This is a genomic window from Streptomyces vietnamensis, from assembly GCF_000830005.1.
Taxonomy (GTDB): Bacteria; Actinomycetota; Actinomycetes; order Streptomycetales; family Streptomycetaceae; genus Streptomyces; species Streptomyces vietnamensis.
The window spans coordinates 7908473-7925481 of the sequence record NZ_CP010407.1; the positions used below are offsets into that span (position 1 = coordinate 7908473).

Consider the following 17009-nt stretch of genomic DNA (forward strand, 5'->3'; position numbering starts at 1 on the left):
GCCCGCCGTTTTTCCGTACGCGACGCCACCCGGGCCCGCCGCTTTCCCTTACGGCGTCAGGCGGAGGCGCGGCGGACCAGCGAGGTCGGGGTGATCACGGAGGCCGGGACCTCGGGACCGGTCCCGTCGAGCAGCCGCATGAGCAGCTTCACCATCAGCCGGCCCATGCCCTCGATGTCCTGGCGGACGGTGGTGAGCGCGGGAGTGGTCCGCTCGACGACCGAGACCATGTCGTCGAAGCCGACGACCGCCACGTCCTCCGGCACCCGCAGCCCGCGCTCCCGCAGGATCCGCAACGCCCCCGACGCCATCAGGTCGTTGGCGACGAACACGCCGTCGACGTCCGGCCGCCGGTCGAGGAGCTCCGCCATCGCACGGGCGCCGCTCTCCTCCGTGAAGTCGCCCCGGCGCAGCAGCCCGGGATCGGCGTCCAGGAGGACGTCCCGGTAGCCGTGGATCCGGTCGATCGCGGACGTCTGGTCGGCGGGACCCGAGATGTGCGCGATGTTCCGCCGCCCGAGCCCCACCAGGTGCCGCACCGCCTCCCGGGCGCCGCCCCGGTTGTCGCAGTCGACGAACGGCACGGCCGGATCCGTCCCCGGGGCGGGCCGCCCGCCGAAGACCACCGGGATCCGGGCCCGCTCGATCACGGACGGCAGCGCGTCGTCGCTGTGCAGCGAGAACGCCAGCGCGCCGTCGACGTGCCCGCCCCCGAGATAGCGCGAGATCCGCTCGTGGTCCCCGGGACCCTCCACCCACAACAGCACCAACTGGGCGTCGTACGCGGTCAGTTCCCGGCTGATCCCCCGCACCTGCTGCTCGAAGAACGGGTCCGAGAAGACCCGGAACTCGGGCTCCGCGATGATCACGGCCACGGCGCCGTTGCGCCGGGTGACCAGGGTGCGGGCCGCGTGGTTCGGGACGTAACCGAGCTCCTCGACGGCCCTGCGCACCTTCTCCACCAGGGGAGCGCGCACGCCCGCGCCCCCGTTGACGACCCGGGAGGCCGTGGCGCGCGAGACCCCGGCGCGCGAGGCGACGGCTTCCAGCGTGGGGCGGGGCCCCGTGGTCTGCTCGGGCAAGGCGTGCGCTCCTCGACTGCGGCGGCTGGACGGGGTGTGCGGTGTGCGTGTCCGACGGGTGGTGTGCGGTCCTGCGCGGACCAGGATATCTGCAGCCCGCACTTGTTGAGAGCGCTCCCAAGATCCGAGTGGCGGGTGAACACCCGCTGCCCGGGGCGGTGTCAGTGGGGCGTGCGACGATCCCAGGCATGATCGTCTCGCTGGATGCCCTGCTGCCCACCACCGGTACGCACCTGTCGACCACCTACGCCGACTGGGTCGCCGCCCACGACCCGGGCGCGGTCGAGAGCGCGCGTGCGCTGGTCCAGGACATGGGGGCCGAGCTCAACCGGTCCTGGACCAAGCCCGGCGCGTTCGTCGACGCGATGGCGCGGCGGGCGCGGCAGCTGCCGCCGGCGCATCTGCCGTGGTTCTGGGACACCGTGGGGCACCGGCTGATCGGTTACGGGAGCAGGCCGGGCGGGCGGGCGTACGCGGCGGCGCGGGCGGCCGAGGCCCAGCACGGGCTGCCCGTCGACGCCGCCTATCGCCGGGCCAACGGGCTGCTGTTCGCCCGGGGCGGGGCCATGCCCGCCAAGGAGTTCGGTGCCCATCAGCGGTTCCTCGCTGAGACGCTGGAGCCGGCGGCGGCGCACACCGCCCTGGAGGCCTTCCTCACCGCCTGGGCGGGCTCGCCCGCCGACCTGCCGGCGGACCTGGTGCGCCGGGTACGGGCCTCCGCCAAGACGGCCGGGCTCGGTGACGCGGAGGTCGCCCGGCTCGTGGGCACGATCCTCTCGGCCACCCGGAAGAAGACCGTGCCGGACGCCCTGCTGACGGCGGCCGCACCGATTCTGATGGCCCATCCGCCGACGGACACGATCGCGGCCGGGCTCGTGGAGGTCTTCCCCGAGGGGGCCACCGACGGCGGCGCGTGGCTGCGGCTGCTGATCGGCTGCGGCACGACCGGGGCGATGGAGGCCGGCCGGGTCGTCCCGGAGGGCGGGCTGCACCAGTGGCTCGGCACCTTCGTCCGCATGTACCAGTACGCCCTCCAGTCGGGCGGTGGCGTCGCACGACAGCCGCTTCCGGGGGAACTGCTCGATCTCATCGGCCGGTTGGGGCCCCGACTGCGGGCCGAGGGCGCACCCGTCACCCTGCACACCACCCGCCACCACTACCAGGGCTTCGACGCGGACGTCCTCGACGCCTGCCTCGCGGCCGGGGTCACGGTCGTCGACCCGGGCCCCGACGTCCGGATGCGGTTCTGGGGCGAGAAGTCCCGGCGCGACCTCGCCGCGCTCGCCGCCGACCCCGTGTTCGGCCCCCGCCTGGAGGGGACCGTGCACGCCAACCTGCTGCCGAACTGGCACATGGCGCGCGGACGGCAGCCCGGATCGGCCGTGACGCTGCTTCCGGGCAACGAAGGCATCGCCCACGAGGTGGCCGGACGCGTCGGCAGGCTCGTCGACACGGTCGGGGGCGGCGGCATGGCAGGCGCCGAGGAGTCCGTGGCCGAGCTGGAGACCCTCCTCGACCGGCCGACCGTGACGGCGCTCGGCGGGATCGCCGACGCCCTCGGGGCGACGAGCGCGGCGGGCGCGCTGCGCCGCTCGCTCGCGGCCGGGCTTCCGGAGGAACTGGCCTGGCCGGCGCTCGAGTCGGTGTACGCGGAGTTCGCCGCCGAAGCGGAGTCCGCCGATGCCGATGCCGATGCCATCGGGCCCGTGCCCGGTGTCGCCGGAGTGACCTGCACCTGGCCCGTGCTCACCGTGTTCGGGGCCGACCGGGCCGTCGCCGTCGACCCGGACGGGGTGCGGGCCTCCTGCCGGTTCACGGTGCCGGACGACGCGACGATGTACGCCGTCCACTACGTCGGCGGATCCTTCCTGGTGAGCTGGTCGGTCAAGCCGGATCCGTACTTCTGCGACACCGCCTGCTGGGCGGACCGGCCCGAGGAGCCGTTCACGCCGGACGAGCAGGGCGGCCTCGTGCCCTACGGCGGGAAGCTGGACGGGGCCTACGGCTTCCAGTTCGAGACCGCCGACGGGGGAGGGCGCCACGGCGGCCTCCGCGCGCTTCGGCCGGGCGGCACCGAAGGCATCGACAGCAACGAACTGCAGCTCGGCGACGGAACCCGGATCTGGACCAACGGCGTGTACAGGCGGCGCCCGTGGGAGGCCGTGGACCCGGTCACCGGTGAGCCGACGGGCGGCGCCGAGGTGCCCGACTTCCCCGGTCGCCCCGCGAGTGCCGACCCGGCGACGGAACCGTCCGAGGCGGGCATGGCCCTGGCCGTCGAGGCCCTCCACCTCGCACCGCTGCCCGCCGGTCTGGCCGACTCCCCGCTCGGCAGCAGGGACGGCCTCGTCGGGACCCGGATCCTGTTCCGCACCCCGCACCGAGACCCCGCGCCCGACCACTACCTGCTGCAGAGCATCGACGGGCGCACGGCCCGCTTCGCCGTCGACCGGCAGGGGCAGAAGCCCTGGGCCCTGTGGGCGCCGCCGGAGGGCGCCGTGGAGGACGTGGTCCTCGCCGAGGCCGAGACGCGGACGGGCGTGCGCGCGTACACCGCCGACGGCGTCCTGCTGTGGGAGCTGGACGGCCACCACTCGCCCCGGCACCCCCGGGTGGGGCCGGTCCGGCGCGTCACCGTGTCCGGGGGCGTGGCCCTGCCCCCGGCCTTCTGGTACCTGCTCCGCACCCGGGACGCGGCCGGGTCCAGGGCGCTGCGCAACGTGAGCCGCGAGACGGCGGAAGCGCTGCTCACGGCAGCCGCCGAGAGCACGGCGGCCTCCGGCGATGAGGCGGCCTTCGGCGATGCTGCCGCCTTCGGCGATGTGGCCGCCTCCGTCGGCGCGACCGCCTCTGACCGCCCGGCCGCCTCCGACCGTCCGGCCGCCTCCGACCGTCCGGCCACCTCCGACCGCCCGACCGCCTCCCACGGCACGTCCGCGCTCCGTTCGGTCGTCGCGCGCGAGCTGCCGGACGTCACCGATCCCGTCCTGGTCGAGGCCGTCGTCGCGGTGGCCGAGCGGGCCGCCCGGGTGGAGGAGCGGCGGCGTGCCCTGCACCGGCGCGTCACCCTGCTCGCCGAGGCGCCGCCCGTGCGGCTCCGCCGGTCCGTGCCGGACACCGCACTCGTCCCCGCGCTGCACGGCCTCGTCGACACCGGCGAGCCCGACCAGTGGCGGCGGACCCCCGACGTGGCCCTGCCGGCGACGCTGACCGCGCTCGCCGCCGACGGCTCCTGCCTGGCCGGGACGATCGTCGAGGAGGTGCGCCGGCTCTCGCCGCCCGCCCCGCCGCACGACTGGTCGCAGCTCCTCGGCGCGATCGACGCCGTCGCCTGGCGGGCGGCGGTCGCACCGACCCCGGACGCCGACCGGGCCGCTCTCCTCGCGCTCCTGGACACCTGGGCCGACCAGCCGTTCGCCCGCGCGGGCAGCCGCTGGTGGGCGGGGAGGACGTCCGGCCCCGGGTTCGTGGACCTCATGCGCGCGGACGGCACGGCCATCGCGTCCGCAGGCGTACGGGACGGCGGCGCGAAGCAGTGGTTCGTGGCGCCCGTCGCCGAGAACCCGCACGCGGACCCGGTCCCCGGTGTGGCCACCGAGGCACGGCACGTGCGCGTGGAGCGGGACGACGCCGAGCGGCTGCGGGCCCTCGTGGCCGCCGTCGACACCCACGGGCCGGTCCCGCTCCCGGAGTCGGCGGCCGCGCGCTTCGCCGAACTGACGGGTGTACGACGGTCCGTGGCCCGGCTCGTCGTCGCCGGTCTCGTCGGCCGGGCCGACCGGGAGGAGAACCGGGCCCTCGTGCGCAAGGCCCCGTACAAGGCGACCCCGCTCACGGCGGAGTCGTACGAAGAGCTCCGTACCAGGCTCGGCGGCGCGGGCCGCAGGGCCGTCCTGGCCGCCGCCCTGCCCGACGACCCGGCCGAGCTGTGGCGGCCGGGCGGGATCGAGGCGGCGGTGGAGCGGATGGCCGGGGTGTGGCGGGAGCTCCTCGGGGCGCAGCCCGCCGTCGACGACGACACGGCCGACGCCCTGGAGGCCGACCTGGGCCTCGGCGAGGTGTGGGCCCGGCGTCTCGCCGGAGGCTACGACGCCGCCGAGGACGCGACCGTGCCCGCGGCCGGCTGGGAGCTGGCGGCGACCCGGCAGGGCAGGGGAGTGGAGGTCCGGGCCGTACCGCAGGCCGGGCCCGAACTGCCGTACCGCACCCCGGTGGGGCTCGCCCTGACGGAGATCGCGAGCGCCCTCGTGTGGGCGTGGACGGACCGGCCCGTCGGCGATCCGGCGCTGGCGGGCGCCCAGGCCCTGTACGAGCGGCTGCGCGCCGAGCTGGACCGCCCCGAGCTGCTGCTCGAACTCCCCGAGTACTGCGTGAAGGACACGCCGGAGCGGATCGCCGAGCGGTTCGGGCCCCGGCGTCTGCCGGTGGCCCGGCACCCGGAGAACGGCTCGGATCCGCAGACCGCGTACGACTCCGGACCGCTGGTGGTGTGCGCCCCCTACGGCACCGCCTTCCTGCGTCCCGCGGCCGTCACCGACCCCGGGACATGGCAGGCGGTCCGTGAGGTCACCGACCTCGCCGAGGACCTGGACCGGGTGGCACCGCTGCTCGCGGGCGGCGGTCTCGAGCGGATGGTGCGGCGCGCCCTGTCCGGAGCCGTACCGGCCGGGGCGTACGAGGCGGATCCGCGCCGTTCCTGTCCGGAGCTCGTCGCCCGGGTGGCGGTGAAGCTCGGGGTGGGCGGGGACGCGGCGGCCCTGTACCTCCAGCTGGCGACCCTCGCGGCGCCCACCGACCGGAACGTACGGCGGTGGAACGGCTGGTCGACCAAGCGGCACACGGAGGTCCGGGCGGAACTCCTGGCCACCGGCGCGGTCCTGGAGGCCAAGCGGGCACGGGCCGGCCGGACCCTGTTCCTGCCCGGCGACTGGACCGAACTCAAGGCCCCGCACCTGCCGCTGGAGACCGTGAAGCTGACGACCCACCTGGTGCGGCCGATGTGGGACAAGTGGATCCGCTCCCCGTTCGTACGGATCCTGCCGACGGCACCCCTCCACGAGCTGTTCGAGGAAGCCTGGGAACGGGTCTCCGACTAGGGCCTGTCCGGCCCTGATCCGCCGGACAGGCCCTGGGCCCTGACGACGCTGCCCCGCCCACCGAGGGGTGGGCGGGGCAGCGTCGTCGGAACGTCCGTCGGTCAGCCGGCGGCGGGGGCCCCGAGCTGTACCTCCGTGTCGGTGGCGGCCGTTCGGGGCGCCAGCGCCTTCTGGGCGAGGATGCCGAAGGCGATCCCGAACACCGCCCACAGGACCACCTGAATGGCCAGCGAGGCGAGCCTGAAGTCCCAGAGGACCCCGGCGGGGAAGCCCGTCGCGACGGCGTCCTCGTTGTCCGGCAGGACGACGAAGGCGACGGCCGTCACGACGACGAACCCGGCACCGGCGGCCAGGGTCGCGTTCCAGTTCCCCAGGCGCGGCGCGAGCCGGCGTCCGGCGATCACGGCGCCGATCCCCAGGAGCACGCTGAGCAGGATCATCAGGAAGAACAGGGTGGTGCGCTTCCCGATGGTGTCCGGGTTCCCGACGGCCGGTGGGGTCGCCGGGTACTTGAGGAACGGCACCAGATAGACGGTGGTGAACGCGCCGGCCGCGGTGAGCGCCGCCGTCGCCCGGGGGCTGAACCGGCCGATGCGGCCCAGCGCGAAGGAGAACGCCAGGGAGGCGATGCCGCCCAGCGCCACCCCGTAGACGAGGACGCCGGTGGCGAGGCCGAAGGTCGACTGGACGGTGCGGCTGACCCCTTCCTCCTCCTCCTCGGCGGCCTCGGCGGCGGCCGTACCGCCACCGTGGCCGGCGTGTGCCCCGTGGCCCGCGTGCGCCCCGTGGGCGGCCGGGGCCTCCTGGGCGGCCTTGGCCTCCTCCACGGCGATCGCGCTGTTCACGGGCGGTTCACCCACCACGTAGGACACGGCGAAGGCGAAGAGCCCGGCGATCAGGCCCGCGAGCATGCCGCGGACCAGCAGGGTCCTCACAGTCGAGGCGTGCATGTGCGTGTCGCCCCTCAGTGGCAGGGGAAACCGAGCAGGTGGCGTCCGTCGTGCACCCACTCGTGCACGTCGGAGCCGGCGAAGAGGGAGGTGGCGCCCTGCTCGGCACCCACGAAGTACAGCGCGATCAGCGCGAGGAGCCCGACGAAGAAGGCCCAGGGCAGTACGGCGCGCACGGGCAGCGGAGCGGGTACGGCGACGGACGGGGTGGAAACAGCAGCGGAGACGACGGCCTCGGCCATGATGGAACCTCCTGTGGGAACTCGCGTCCCAGACGGTGGTGCAGGACGACGGTCCACGGGTCTGACTCGCCGTGATGTGCCCCTGGGGGCCTCACGGCTTACAGTGGCGCGACCGTGCCGGACTCTCACCGGACTTCCGTCTCGCCGTCGTCACGCTGTTCAGATGTCGTCTGACGGTACCGCGCTCCGCGACCCCCGCCAAGAGTGTGAGGCCTGGATCACTCTTCGTGCGCGCCCGCCCGACCTCCCGCCCTCCCCCGTCCCAAAGGATCCCGATGACACTGCGGTTGACCCTGATCTCGCCCGCGACGAGCGAGGCGCTGCGCGAGGTCCGGTTCGACGACGACGGTCCTCTCGACCCGGCGGGCATCGCCCGCGCCGAGGCCGTCGCGTCCGCCGTCGAGGCGTCCCCGCGCGCGTACACCTCGCCGTCCCGGCGCTGCCGCAGCACGGCGGAGGCTCTGGGCCTGGGCGCGGAGCCGCTGGACGCGCTCGCCGGCTGCGCGATGGGACGGTGGCGCGGACAGACCCTGGCGGCCGTCGCCGCCGCCGAGGAGGCAGGGGTCTCCGCCTGGCTGTCCGACCCGACGGCGGCCCCGCACGGCGGGGAGTCCCTGCACGAGCTGCGCGTCCGGGTCGGCGCCTGGCTCGACGGCCTCGCGGACGGCAGCGGACGCGTCACCGCCGTCGTCGAACCGGACGTGGTCCGCGCCGCGATGGTCCACGCCCTCGCGGCACCGGACGCCATGGCCTGGCGCCTGGACGTGCGTCCGCTGACCGCCGTCCACCTCAGCGGTCGCGCGGGCCGCTGGAACGTGCGCGCGGGGGAGTCGCTGGGACAGCGGTGAGGGGGACCGCGAGAACAGCGGTCCCCCTCGGCCGTCGACGCGTACGGATCAGGCGGCCGGTCGCTTCCACTCCCGTAGCAGGAGGTACCCGAGGTACGCCCCTCCGACGGCCATCGTGTACAGGCCGACCGGGAGGTTGTCGAAGAGCGGCAGCTGCTGCGCGGTGAGGTCGGCGAGGACCAGGAGCAGTGCGCCGAGCAGGGTCGACATGACCAGGTGCGGGCCGCCGCTGCGGGTGACCCGTTTGGCGATCTGCGGCGCCGTCAGGGAGACGAAGGCGATGGGTCCCGCGACGCTGACGGCGCCGGCGGACAGCACGATCGACAGCGTGACCGCCGCCGTCGCCGTACGGGCCGGGCGGGCACCCAGACCGGTGGAGAGCTCGTCGCCCATCTCGCCGATGCTCAGGGGCCGCGCGAGGAGCGCCGCGAGCGGCAGGCAGACGAGCAGCACCACCCAGATCGTCGTGGCGTCGTCCCAGGAGCGGGCGGCGAGGCTTCCGTTGATGTACGCGGTCAGCGCGCTGGCCTTGTCCCGCTCGACGGCGTAGACCACGTACTGGGTGAGGGCCGTGGACATCGCGGCCACACCGATGCCGGACACGACCAGGCGGCCGGGGTTGCGGAATCCCGTCCCCGTGGAGAAGTACACGACCGCCATGGCGATCACCGCACCGAGCAGCGCGCCGACGGGCACCGGCACGAGGTCGGGGAAGAACAGCGCGGCGGCCGCCGCGCCCGCCCCGGAACCCGCGCCGAGCCCGATGACGTCCGGGCTGCCCAGCGGGTTGCGGGTGACCGACTGGAAGAGGGCCCCGGACAGGCCGAAGGCCGCGCCGGTGGCGATGGCGACGACGAGCCGCGGGCCGCGCAGCCGGTTCAGCACGAAGGCGTTCTTGCCGGTGGCCTCGCCCATGAGCGCCGACGGAAGGTCGGCCGGGTCGATGCCCAACCTGCCCAGGGACAGGGTCGCCACGGCCGCCCCGAGGAGCAGCAGCAGCGTCACCACGGCGGCGATCACGGTGGTGCGGCGTACGGGGATCGCGATCCACGGGCCGATCCGCAGCAGGCTCCGGCCCGCGGGCCGTCCGGGCCGTGACGTCGTCACGGCCGGGGTGTCGATCCGCTCGGCGGTCTTCATGCCGCTCCCCTCATACGACGGACGGCGAAGAGCAGCGCGGGCGCGCCCACGAACGCGGTGACGACACCGACCATGAGCTCCTGCGGGCGGAGCAGTACGCGCCCGATGACGTCGGCGAACAGCAGCAGCGTCGGCCCCACGAGCGAGGTGAAGAGGATCTGCAGCCGGAAGTCGGCGCCCACGAGGACCCGGACGAGGTGCGGAACGGCGAGCCCGACGAAGGCGATCGGGCCGACGGCGGCCGTCGCGGCGGCACTGAGCAGGGTCGCCGCGAGGAGTCCCGCGCCCTTGACGCGCGCGGGGCTGATGCCGAGCGATGCGGCCTTGTCGTCGCCCATCGCCATGGCGTTGAGCGCCGGCGCGAGCAGTACGGCGAGGACGAAGCCGACGGCGGCGAACGGCAGGACCGCCCAGAAGGCGTCGAAGCCGCGCCCGCCGAGCGAACCCACCACCCAGTAGCGGTACGTGTCGAAGACCTGCGGCCGGGACAGCGCGACGGCCTGGATGAACGCGGCGAGGACGGCGGACAGCACCGCACCGGCGAGCACCAGGCGGACCGGCCCGCTGCCGCCGCCGGCCGTGCCGATCAGGTGGACGACCACACCGGTCGCCAGGGCGCCCGCGAGGGCCCACCAGATGTTCTCGCGCTGCCCGGAGGCGCCGAGGAACGCGGTCGCGGCGACGATCGCGGCGGACGCGCCCGCGTTGATGCCGAGAAGTCCCGGCTCGGCGAGCGGATTACGGGTGATGCCCTGCATCAGCGTGCCCGCGACGCCCAGGCAGAGGCCCGCGAGCAGGCCGAGCGCGGTGCGCGGATAGCGGCTCTCGACGACCGTACGGAGATAGCCGTCGCCGTCACCGGTGACGACCCGCAGGACATCGGACGCGGACGTCGGCTTGCTGCCGAACATCACGCTGGCGAGGAGCGCCAGGGCGAGCAGGAGCAGGCACAGGGCGGCGGCTGCGAAGTGCCGGGCAGGGCCCCGCCGTACGACGGCGGGGCCCTGCCCGATCCGGGAGAGAGTGGTCACGCTCGGGACCCGCTGCTACTTCCCGGCCTTGGCGACGGCCTTGTCGATCATCGGGAGGTACCGCTCGATGCTGTACGGCACCGTCAGCGGGTTGATCATCGACGAGGCGGTGACGAAGGGCTGGTCGTTGCTGTACACGAGCGCGCCCTTCTTGACCGCGGGGATGGCCGCGTACAGCGGCTGCGCCTCGATCTCCTTGCGGGACTTGTCGTCCGTGTAGAACGTGAAGGCGATGTCGCTCTTGGCGAGCTTGTTGGCGTTCTCCAGGCCGATGAGGGCGGAGTCGGTGCCCTCGGTCTCCTTGAAGGTGTTCACGACCGGGTCGACCTTGAGGCCCAGCTTGGAGACCATCGCGACGCGCTGCTCCTCGGGCTTGAAGACGCCGAGGGTGCCGGGGCCGGTGTTGTAGATGTACGAGAACGTGACGTTCTTGTAGTTCGGGCGCGTGGCGGCGGCGTCCGCGAGCTGCTTGTCGATCTTGGCGGTGAGCTCCTTGGCCTTCTCCGGCCGGCCGAGCGCCTTGGCGACGATGTCGATCTGCTGGTCCCAGTCGGTGCTCCACGCCTTGTCGGGGTAGGCGACGGTCGGCGCGATGTCCTTGAGGAGGTCGTACTGCTTCTGCGTGATGCCCGACCAGGGGGCGAGGATGACGTCGGGCTCCAGCTCGGTGATGGCCTCGATGTCGAGCTCCTCGCCGCCGTCGAACTGCTTGGGGAGCGTGGCGCCGGCCTTCTTCACGGCGTCGTGGATCCAGGGCAGGTAGCCGGTCTTGTCGCTGCCCCACGGGTAGCTCTCGATGCCGACGGGGACGTTGCCGAGGGCGATGGCCGTCTCGGCGGAGCCCTGGCCGAGGGTGACGACGCGCTTCGGCTTCTCCTTGATGACGGCCTCGCCGAGGGCGCTCTTGATGGTGACGGGGAACGCCCCTGCCGAAGCCTTGGCCGCCGTGTCCTTCGTCCCGTCCTTTTTGTCGTCCGAGCCGCACCCGGTCACCATGAGGCCGAGCGAGACCGCGGCGGCACCCGCCACGAGGACGCGACGGCGAAGGGGGGTGAACACAGCAGGCATGGCGGATCCTTGTCTCCGGGCAGAGGTGTGCTGACGCCCCGCCCGACGCTCCTCCAGGCACGGGAATGCCGAGGCGGCGACTATCGCGAGGCGCTTGTTAGGTGAGCCTAACCTATTCTTTTCTGGTCCGGATCGCCAGGGCCCGTACGCCCGCCCCGTGAAGCGCCGTCAGGCCGACGCCTCCCACGCCGTCGTCAGGCAGACGCCTCCCACGCCGTCGTCAGGCCGTCCAGCCACGCCGGCGGCAGCTCGGCGGCGTCCCACTCCTCGTGCAGGTCCGCCGGCGCCGTGGCGAGCCGTTCCAGGACGGCGACGCTGGTGGGGGAGTGGATGAGGGAGTACCGGCCGTGGATCGCGATCGCGCTGCCGGGCCCGTACTCGGCGTACAGCCGCTCCAGACGCGCCCGGTGGGTCGAGGTGAACTCCGTCAGCCGCCCCGCGTAGCCCGCCCGCTGACGCGAGCTCATCGTGCGGAGGAGGGCCCGGAGCACCTGCTCGGTGACCTCCGGGTCGAGATCGGAGACCTCGGTGAAGGAGAGGTAGAGCGGCGTGACCGCCACGTTGGTCCGCTCCAGCTCCGTCCGGTTGACGGGAGGACGGTCGTCCGGAGAGGCGGCCGACGGATCCGCGGCGACGGCGCGCCGCAGCGCCCGCTCGGAGAGGGCGCCCAGTTCGTCGGTGACGGCCCGCGCCCCGTCCAGCCAGCCGGAGGCGTACGGCTCGCCCTTCCCGTCGGGCGCGCTCCGGCCGGCCGAGCCGATCTCCTCGTACGCGAGGGCCAGCGCGCCCGCCTCGACGAACCCGATCAGCTCCTCGGCGTCGCCGGACCAGACCCCCGCGCGGGCGAGCAGCTGGAGGAGTGTCCTCTTCGCGTTGAGGACACTGGCCTCGTCCAGCTGCTGCGGTCCTTCTCCGGCGGTGCTCACAGGGTCCTCCTCGTCGTAGGGACGGCGCGGTGCGGGGTACGCGGAACGCTCCGTTCGAGCCTACGCAACACCCGTCGCCCCGAGGCGCCCTTCCCCGCCCGTTGCGCGCGTCGACGACGAGGAGGGGACGGCGGTTCAGTCCCTGTACACGCGCAGCTCCGCCACCTCGTACGACATCTCCGACGCGTCCGGGTCGGGCGCCGGGTGGTACCGGCCCGCGCAGACGGAGAGGTTCACGATGAGGTGGGCCCGCCAGGAACGCCCCACCCCCCGGCGGTCGGCGAAGACGCGCGCCCCGTTGACCCACCACACCACGGAGCGCGCCCCGAACTCGACCCGGAGGTCCACCCACGCCCCCGGCCGGACCGCCGGGTCCCGGAAGTAGAGGTACCGGCCCCGCACCCGGTTCGACAGCTCCAGGAGGTCCGGGTTGTCGGGGTGGTACTCGAAGACGTCGACCTCCTGGCCGCCGTCCAGCCAGGTCCAGATCGCCGGCCAGGCACCCGTCTCCACGGGCAGGCGCACCCGGGCCTCCAGGACGTCGCCCGCCTGCACCAGGAACCCCTCCGCGCTGCCCTCCGTCGTGAGCAGCCCGGCGTCCCACAGGCCGTCGGTCCTGCGGGTGGCCCGGAAGGTCCCCGTCCGGCTGTACGAGGGGTCCTCCGTCAAGTGGTCGAGCTTGTTGTCGCCCGGGTTCGTCGGCCCGCCGTCGGGATAGGCCCACGAACGGCCCGCGACCCACTGCTCGGCGGAGGAGAAGTCCGCGTCGAGGACGAGGTTCGCGGGGGTCGACGCCGGACCGCCCCCGCCGGAACCGTTGCCGCCACGCCGGAGCCGGTCGAAGAAGTCGGACAGCACGGCACCACTCCTTTCGCGCGGGCCTCGCCGGCCCACGGGCGATCCGTCCCACTCTGCGCCGCGCGGCGCGGGGGAGTCGCCTGTTGGCGAGAAGTCGTCAACTTCGGCGGAGGCGTACGAGCGGCTGCACGAGGGGCGGCTCAATGACCGGACGGTCATCCTCCCGAACGGCTGAACCACCCGCGGAGAGCCAGGGGAATCGGGAGCATCAGGGGAGTCAGCCGAACGCTCCGGCGTGCGCCCCGCCGGGCAGCACCTCGACGTCGATGCCCGAGATGCGCCCGAGCTCGTCGAAACCGACCACGGCGGCGTTCCCGGCCGGGAGTTCGGCGACGATCCGGTCGCCCTCGGCCCGCTGGGGCACCCCGTGGTGGTCGAAGTACCCGTGGACGACCTGCCGCGCGGAGTGCCCGATCAGTCCGGCACCCGTGAGCAGCAGCCGGGGAAGCGAGACCGGGTCGAGCTCGGCGCGCGGCACCCGGGCGTCGTCCGGCAGGAAGTACACCCGGGTCCCGGGCCCGGCGGGAACGCCGATGTACCCGGGGGCCTCCGCCACCCCCATCCCGGTGAACGCCAGCATCTCGGCGGCGCGCCGGGGGTCGTCGAACCCGGAGAGGTCCAGGACCTCCGCGGTCAGTTCGGGGATGGCGTGCGCCCGCCCGTACCGGGCGATCGCGGCGGGCAGCTCCACCACCTCGGTGCCCCGCAGCCCCGGATTGGCCCAGCCCCACATCCAGGACCGCTCCTCCGTGTCGTACGTGCCGAGCACGGCCACGCGCAGCTCGAGGTCCCCCTGCCGGTAGACGCAGGACGGAAGGTCCGCGGTCCACGGCCCGTCGGGCAGGAACGCGCCGAGGACGTCGAGTTGGGCCGCACCCCAGGCGGCATGCCGTTCGGCTTCGAGGAGGAAGTTCTCGCTGAATGTGCTCGTCATGCGTCCGACCCTATGCGTCCCGTACGCGAAGGCCGAGCTCCGTGCCGGTCGTCACCCGGACTCGTTGATCACGCCGTGAAGAACCACGCCATGAAGAACCACGCCATGAAGGACGTCGGCGCCGGGCGACGCGCCCGCCTCCTCGCCGCCACCGTCGCCGCCCTGCTCCTGGGCGTCGTGGGCGCGCCCAGCACGTACGCCGGTACCGACACGCAGGAGTGCCCGGCCGCCGAGATCTTCGCGACCGACAACACCGCAATCATCACGGACCCGGACGACCCCCGGCTCGACACCCGCCTCACCCGCTTCCGCCACGAGGTACGGCAGGTCATCCGCGCGAACGGCGCACGGCCGGGCGCCTCGGAGCTGCTCGACGGCGTCTTCTGGTCCGAGGAGCTGAAGCAGGCGACTTACGAGCGTTCCCGGGAGTTCGACGTCGAGAGGGTCGGCCGCGACGGGCTCCACCACATCGCGGGCGTCATCGCCAAGCGGTACGAGCAGGAGGCCGTGCTCACCTTCCGCTGCCTGCCGCGCACCTCGCCGGAGACCGACGCGGTCGAGATCGAGGTCCCCGGCGTCCGCGTGAGCAGCCTGCGCGAGGCGCTCGTCGCGGACCCGGAGGCCCGCGACAAGCTCGGCGGCGGCTCCGTCACCCTTGACGGCCGGCTTGTCCTCGTCGCCCCGGTCGACGACCTGCCGCTGGCCCGCAGGTTCACGACCGCCCTCGGCGCCGACTGGGACCGGGCGCGGGTGCGGTACGGCGACCGGGAGTTCGTGAGCTGAGGCGGTGCGGTCTCCGACCGGGGCGGAACCGGGCGGCCCGCCTTGTCACGTCACGGGCTGATCGAGTAGCGTCGTCCGTCATGAACACCGGACCGGCGACACGCCACGCACAGACGGGCGATCCGGTGGACGACTGACCGCCCGACGGGTGCGCGACAGGCACCCCGACGGTTCGGCACGAGGACCCCCCAGTGCACCAGCACTGCGAGTCCCTTCCACGTGTCGAATCAACAGCGAGGTCATCCACATGGCAGTCACGTTCAACCACACCATCATCGCGTCCAAGAACCGCGACGAATCGGCGCGGTTCTTCCGCGAGTTGCTGGAACTCCCCGAGGCACCGTCCTGGGGTCCCTTCCTCAACATCCAGCTCACCGACGGCGTCCTGCTCCAGTTCGCCGAACCCCCGGTGGACATCCAGATGCAGCACTACGCGTTCATGGTCGACGACGAACTGTTCGACCGGGCGTACCAGCGCCTGTGCGAGCGAGGCATCGAGCACTGGGCGGACCCGCAGATGCGGCGCCCGGGCGAGACCAACACCGAACACGGCGGTCGCGGGGTCTACTTCAAGGACCCCTCCGGGCATGCGATCGAACTGATCACGCGTCCGTACCTGTAGTCCGCGGAGGCACGGGCGCGGGGCGGACGGGGCGCCGCCAGCCGGGCGCGGGCCCACACGCGCGGGGCGCAGGTCCCGGTGTGGGCACCGCCCGGCCCGGGTGCGGGCCCCGCGCGCGGGTGGTCAGGTGGGGAGGCCCGCTCGGATCACGGTGGTCGGCTGCTTGAGGAGCGTCACGTCGGTCAGAGGGTCTCCGGACACCAGGACCGCATCGCCCGCGAAGCCCCGCGCGAGGCGCCCCACCGTGCGCTCCACGCCCAGGAGCCGCGCGGCGCCGGTCGTCGCGGTGCGGATCGCGTCGAGCGCCGACAGGCCGGCCGAGCGCATCAGTTCCACCTCGCGGCCGATCGGCCGCACCGTGCCGCCGGACGAGTCGGTGCCGGCGGCGAGCGGGACGCCGAGTTCGTGCGCGGCGAGGACGGCCCGCTTCAGCAGGGGGAGGTAGGTGCGGCCGCGCTCGGCGAGGATCGGGTTCGGGGAGTCGATCATCCCGGCGATGGCGGAGAGGGTGGGGGTGAAGTACGTACCCCTGCGGCGCATTTCGACCAGCGTGCGCTCGCCGACGAACGCACCGTGCTCCAGGGACCGGATGCCCGCCGTGACGGCGTCGTGGCAGCCCTTCTCGCTGTAGCTGTGGCAGAGGACGCCCTTGCCGCGCCGCCGGGCGGCGGCGACGATCTCGGCGAGCTGCTCGTACGAGTAGACCTGGGCCAGCGGGTCCTGCTCCGGGAGCCCGGCGCGCTCGTTGACGCGGGTCTTGATGACGTCCGCGCCGCGGGCGAGGTTGACCTCGACGACGCGGCGCAGCGCCTCGGCCGAGCGCACGCCGTCCTTGAGGCGCACGAGCGGGGTGAGGTCGGGGTCGGCGAGGAGGGTGTCGCCGAGGTCCGGGGTGACGAAGACGCCGGCGGCCGTCAGGCGGGGCGCGAGGTCCGGGCTGTGCCGGGCGAGTTCGCGGACGGCGATGTCCTGGTAGAAGGTGGTCGATCCGCTGCGCGCGCTGGTCGCGCCCTTGCGGACGGCGTCGCGGGCCTCGGCGGCGGTGCTGAGGTGGATGTGCGCGTCCACCAGGCCCGGCAGGACCCACTGGCCGTCCGCGTCGAGGGTCCTGGCGCCCTGCGGGACGGCGACGGCGCCCTCGCGGCCCGCCGCGCGCACGGTTCCGCCCTCGATCACGACGACGGCGTTCTCGGTGACCTCGCCGGTGGCGGGGTCGAGGAGGGTGCCGCCCCGGATCACGAGGTCGCCTCCGGCCGGGTTCCCGCCGCGGGGAGCGTCCGCCGGGGACGACGAGCCCGCCGTCGTACCGGCCGCGGCCGCCGCCGTGCCGCCCGCGGCCACGGTGCCGGCGAGCGCGGCCGCACCGGCGAGGACGCCGCGGCGGGTCACCGAGGGGGAGGGCGGCGGGGTGGCTTCGAGGCACATGGGA

General features: G+C 74.0%; 14 protein-coding genes. 4 read left to right on the forward strand and 10 right to left on the reverse strand.

Annotated features, from left to right (window positions below; genetic code table 11):
* Positions 1 to 56 precede the first annotated feature (56 nt).
* Positions 57 to 1082 carry a LacI family DNA-binding transcriptional regulator gene (locus SVTN_RS35270; protein ID WP_041132730.1) on the reverse strand — a complete coding sequence of 342 codons (1026 nt, stop codon included), beginning with the start codon at positions 1080 to 1082 and terminating at the stop codon, positions 57 to 59.
* Between the two features lie 188 nt (positions 1083 to 1270).
* Here SVTN_RS35270 and SVTN_RS35275 point away from each other — a divergent pair, with 188 nt between their 5' ends.
* A complete protein-coding gene (locus tag SVTN_RS35275) occupies positions 1271 to 6178 on the forward strand; it encodes a hypothetical protein (protein ID WP_041132731.1) in 4908 nt (1635 codons plus the stop codon).
* A gap of 101 nt (positions 6179 to 6279) precedes the next feature.
* Here SVTN_RS35275 and SVTN_RS35280 read toward each other — a convergent pair whose 3' ends face one another.
* Complete coding sequence (locus SVTN_RS35280) at positions 6280 to 7128, reverse strand: CbtA family protein (protein WP_041132732.1); 849 nt, start codon at positions 7126 to 7128, stop codon at positions 6280 to 6282.
* Between the two features lie 14 nt (positions 7129 to 7142).
* On the reverse strand, positions 7143 to 7370 hold the full coding sequence (locus SVTN_RS35285) for a CbtB domain-containing protein (RefSeq protein WP_041132733.1): 228 nt from the start codon (positions 7368 to 7370) through the stop codon (positions 7143 to 7145).
* Between the two features lie 275 nt (positions 7371 to 7645).
* Here SVTN_RS35285 and SVTN_RS35290 point away from each other — a divergent pair, with 275 nt between their 5' ends.
* Entirely contained in the window at positions 7646 to 8218 is a 573-nt protein-coding gene (locus tag SVTN_RS35290) for a histidine phosphatase family protein (protein WP_041132734.1), read from the forward strand.
* Between the two features lie 48 nt (positions 8219 to 8266).
* Here the strand turns inward: SVTN_RS35290 and SVTN_RS35295 are convergent, their stop codons facing one another.
* The 6 genes from SVTN_RS35295 to SVTN_RS35320 all read right to left on the reverse strand — a co-directional run bounded on the left by SVTN_RS35295 (position 8267) and on the right by SVTN_RS35320 (position 14175).
* Complete coding sequence (locus SVTN_RS35295; RefSeq protein WP_052499482.1) at positions 8267 to 9358, reverse strand: FecCD family ABC transporter permease; 1092 nt, start codon at positions 9356 to 9358, stop codon at positions 8267 to 8269.
* Positions 9355 to 10389, reverse strand: coding sequence for a FecCD family ABC transporter permease (locus SVTN_RS35300; RefSeq protein ID WP_041132735.1), 1035 nt, complete (start codon positions 10387 to 10389; stop codon positions 9355 to 9357). Before SVTN_RS35300 ends, SVTN_RS35295 begins: the two co-directional genes overlap by 4 nt.
* A gap of 15 nt (positions 10390 to 10404) precedes the next feature.
* Entirely contained in the window at positions 10405 to 11457 is a 1053-nt protein-coding gene (locus SVTN_RS35305) for an iron-siderophore ABC transporter substrate-binding protein (RefSeq protein WP_041132736.1), read from the reverse strand.
* Positions 11458 to 11651: 194 nt separating this feature from the next.
* On the reverse strand, positions 11652 to 12383 hold the full coding sequence (locus SVTN_RS35310; RefSeq protein ID WP_041132737.1) for a hypothetical protein: 732 nt from the start codon (positions 12381 to 12383) through the stop codon (positions 11652 to 11654).
* 135 nt (positions 12384 to 12518) lie between these two features.
* Entirely contained in the window at positions 12519 to 13241 is a 723-nt protein-coding gene (locus SVTN_RS35315; RefSeq protein ID WP_052499483.1) for a LamG domain-containing protein, read from the reverse strand.
* Positions 13242 to 13458: 217 nt separating this feature from the next.
* On the reverse strand, positions 13459 to 14175 hold the full coding sequence (locus SVTN_RS35320) for a DUF6882 domain-containing protein (protein WP_041132738.1): 717 nt from the start codon (positions 14173 to 14175) through the stop codon (positions 13459 to 13461).
* A 75-nt stretch (positions 14176 to 14250) separates the two neighbouring features.
* Between SVTN_RS35320 and SVTN_RS35325 the strand changes: the two genes are divergently transcribed.
* Both SVTN_RS35325 and SVTN_RS35330 read left to right on the forward strand, forming a co-directional pair.
* Positions 14251 to 14958, forward strand: a complete 708-nt coding sequence (locus SVTN_RS35325; RefSeq protein WP_425429031.1) for a hypothetical protein — start codon at positions 14251 to 14253, stop codon at positions 14956 to 14958.
* 247 nt (positions 14959 to 15205) lie between these two features.
* A complete protein-coding gene (locus SVTN_RS35330; RefSeq protein ID WP_041132739.1) occupies positions 15206 to 15580 on the forward strand; it encodes a VOC family protein in 375 nt (124 codons plus the stop codon).
* Positions 15581 to 15703: 123 nt separating this feature from the next.
* Here SVTN_RS35330 and SVTN_RS35335 read toward each other — a convergent pair whose 3' ends face one another.
* On the reverse strand, positions 15704 to 17005 hold the full coding sequence (locus tag SVTN_RS35335) for an amidohydrolase family protein (RefSeq protein WP_041132740.1): 1302 nt from the start codon (positions 17003 to 17005) through the stop codon (positions 15704 to 15706).
* Positions 17006 to 17009 lie beyond the last annotated feature (4 nt).

Excerpts from the sequence above, each read along its gene's own strand:
- SVTN_RS35275 (WP_041132731.1), top strand. The coding sequence starts at position 1,271 with ATGATCGTCTCGCTGGATGCCCTGCTGCCCACCACCGGTACGCACCTG.
- SVTN_RS35280 (WP_041132732.1), bottom strand. The coding sequence starts at position 7,128 with ATGCACGCCTCGACTGTGAGGACCCTGCTGGTCCGCGGCATGCTCGCG.
- SVTN_RS35285 (WP_041132733.1), bottom strand. The coding sequence starts at position 7,370 with ATGGCCGAGGCCGTCGTCTCCGCTGCTGTTTCCACCCCGTCCGTCGCC.
- SVTN_RS35290 (WP_041132734.1), top strand. The coding sequence starts at position 7,646 with ATGACACTGCGGTTGACCCTGATCTCGCCCGCGACGAGCGAGGCGCTG.
- SVTN_RS35295 (WP_052499482.1), bottom strand. The coding sequence starts at position 9,358 with ATGAAGACCGCCGAGCGGATCGACACCCCGGCCGTGACGACGTCACGG.
- SVTN_RS35305 (WP_041132736.1), bottom strand. The coding sequence starts at position 11,457 with ATGCCTGCTGTGTTCACCCCCCTTCGCCGTCGCGTCCTCGTGGCGGGT.
- SVTN_RS35320 (WP_041132738.1), bottom strand. The coding sequence starts at position 14,175 with ATGACGAGCACATTCAGCGAGAACTTCCTCCTCGAAGCCGAACGGCAT.
- SVTN_RS35330 (WP_041132739.1), top strand. The coding sequence starts at position 15,206 with ATGGCAGTCACGTTCAACCACACCATCATCGCGTCCAAGAACCGCGAC.
- SVTN_RS35335 (WP_041132740.1), bottom strand. The coding sequence starts at position 17,005 with ATGTGCCTCGAAGCCACCCCGCCGCCCTCCCCCTCGGTGACCCGCCGC.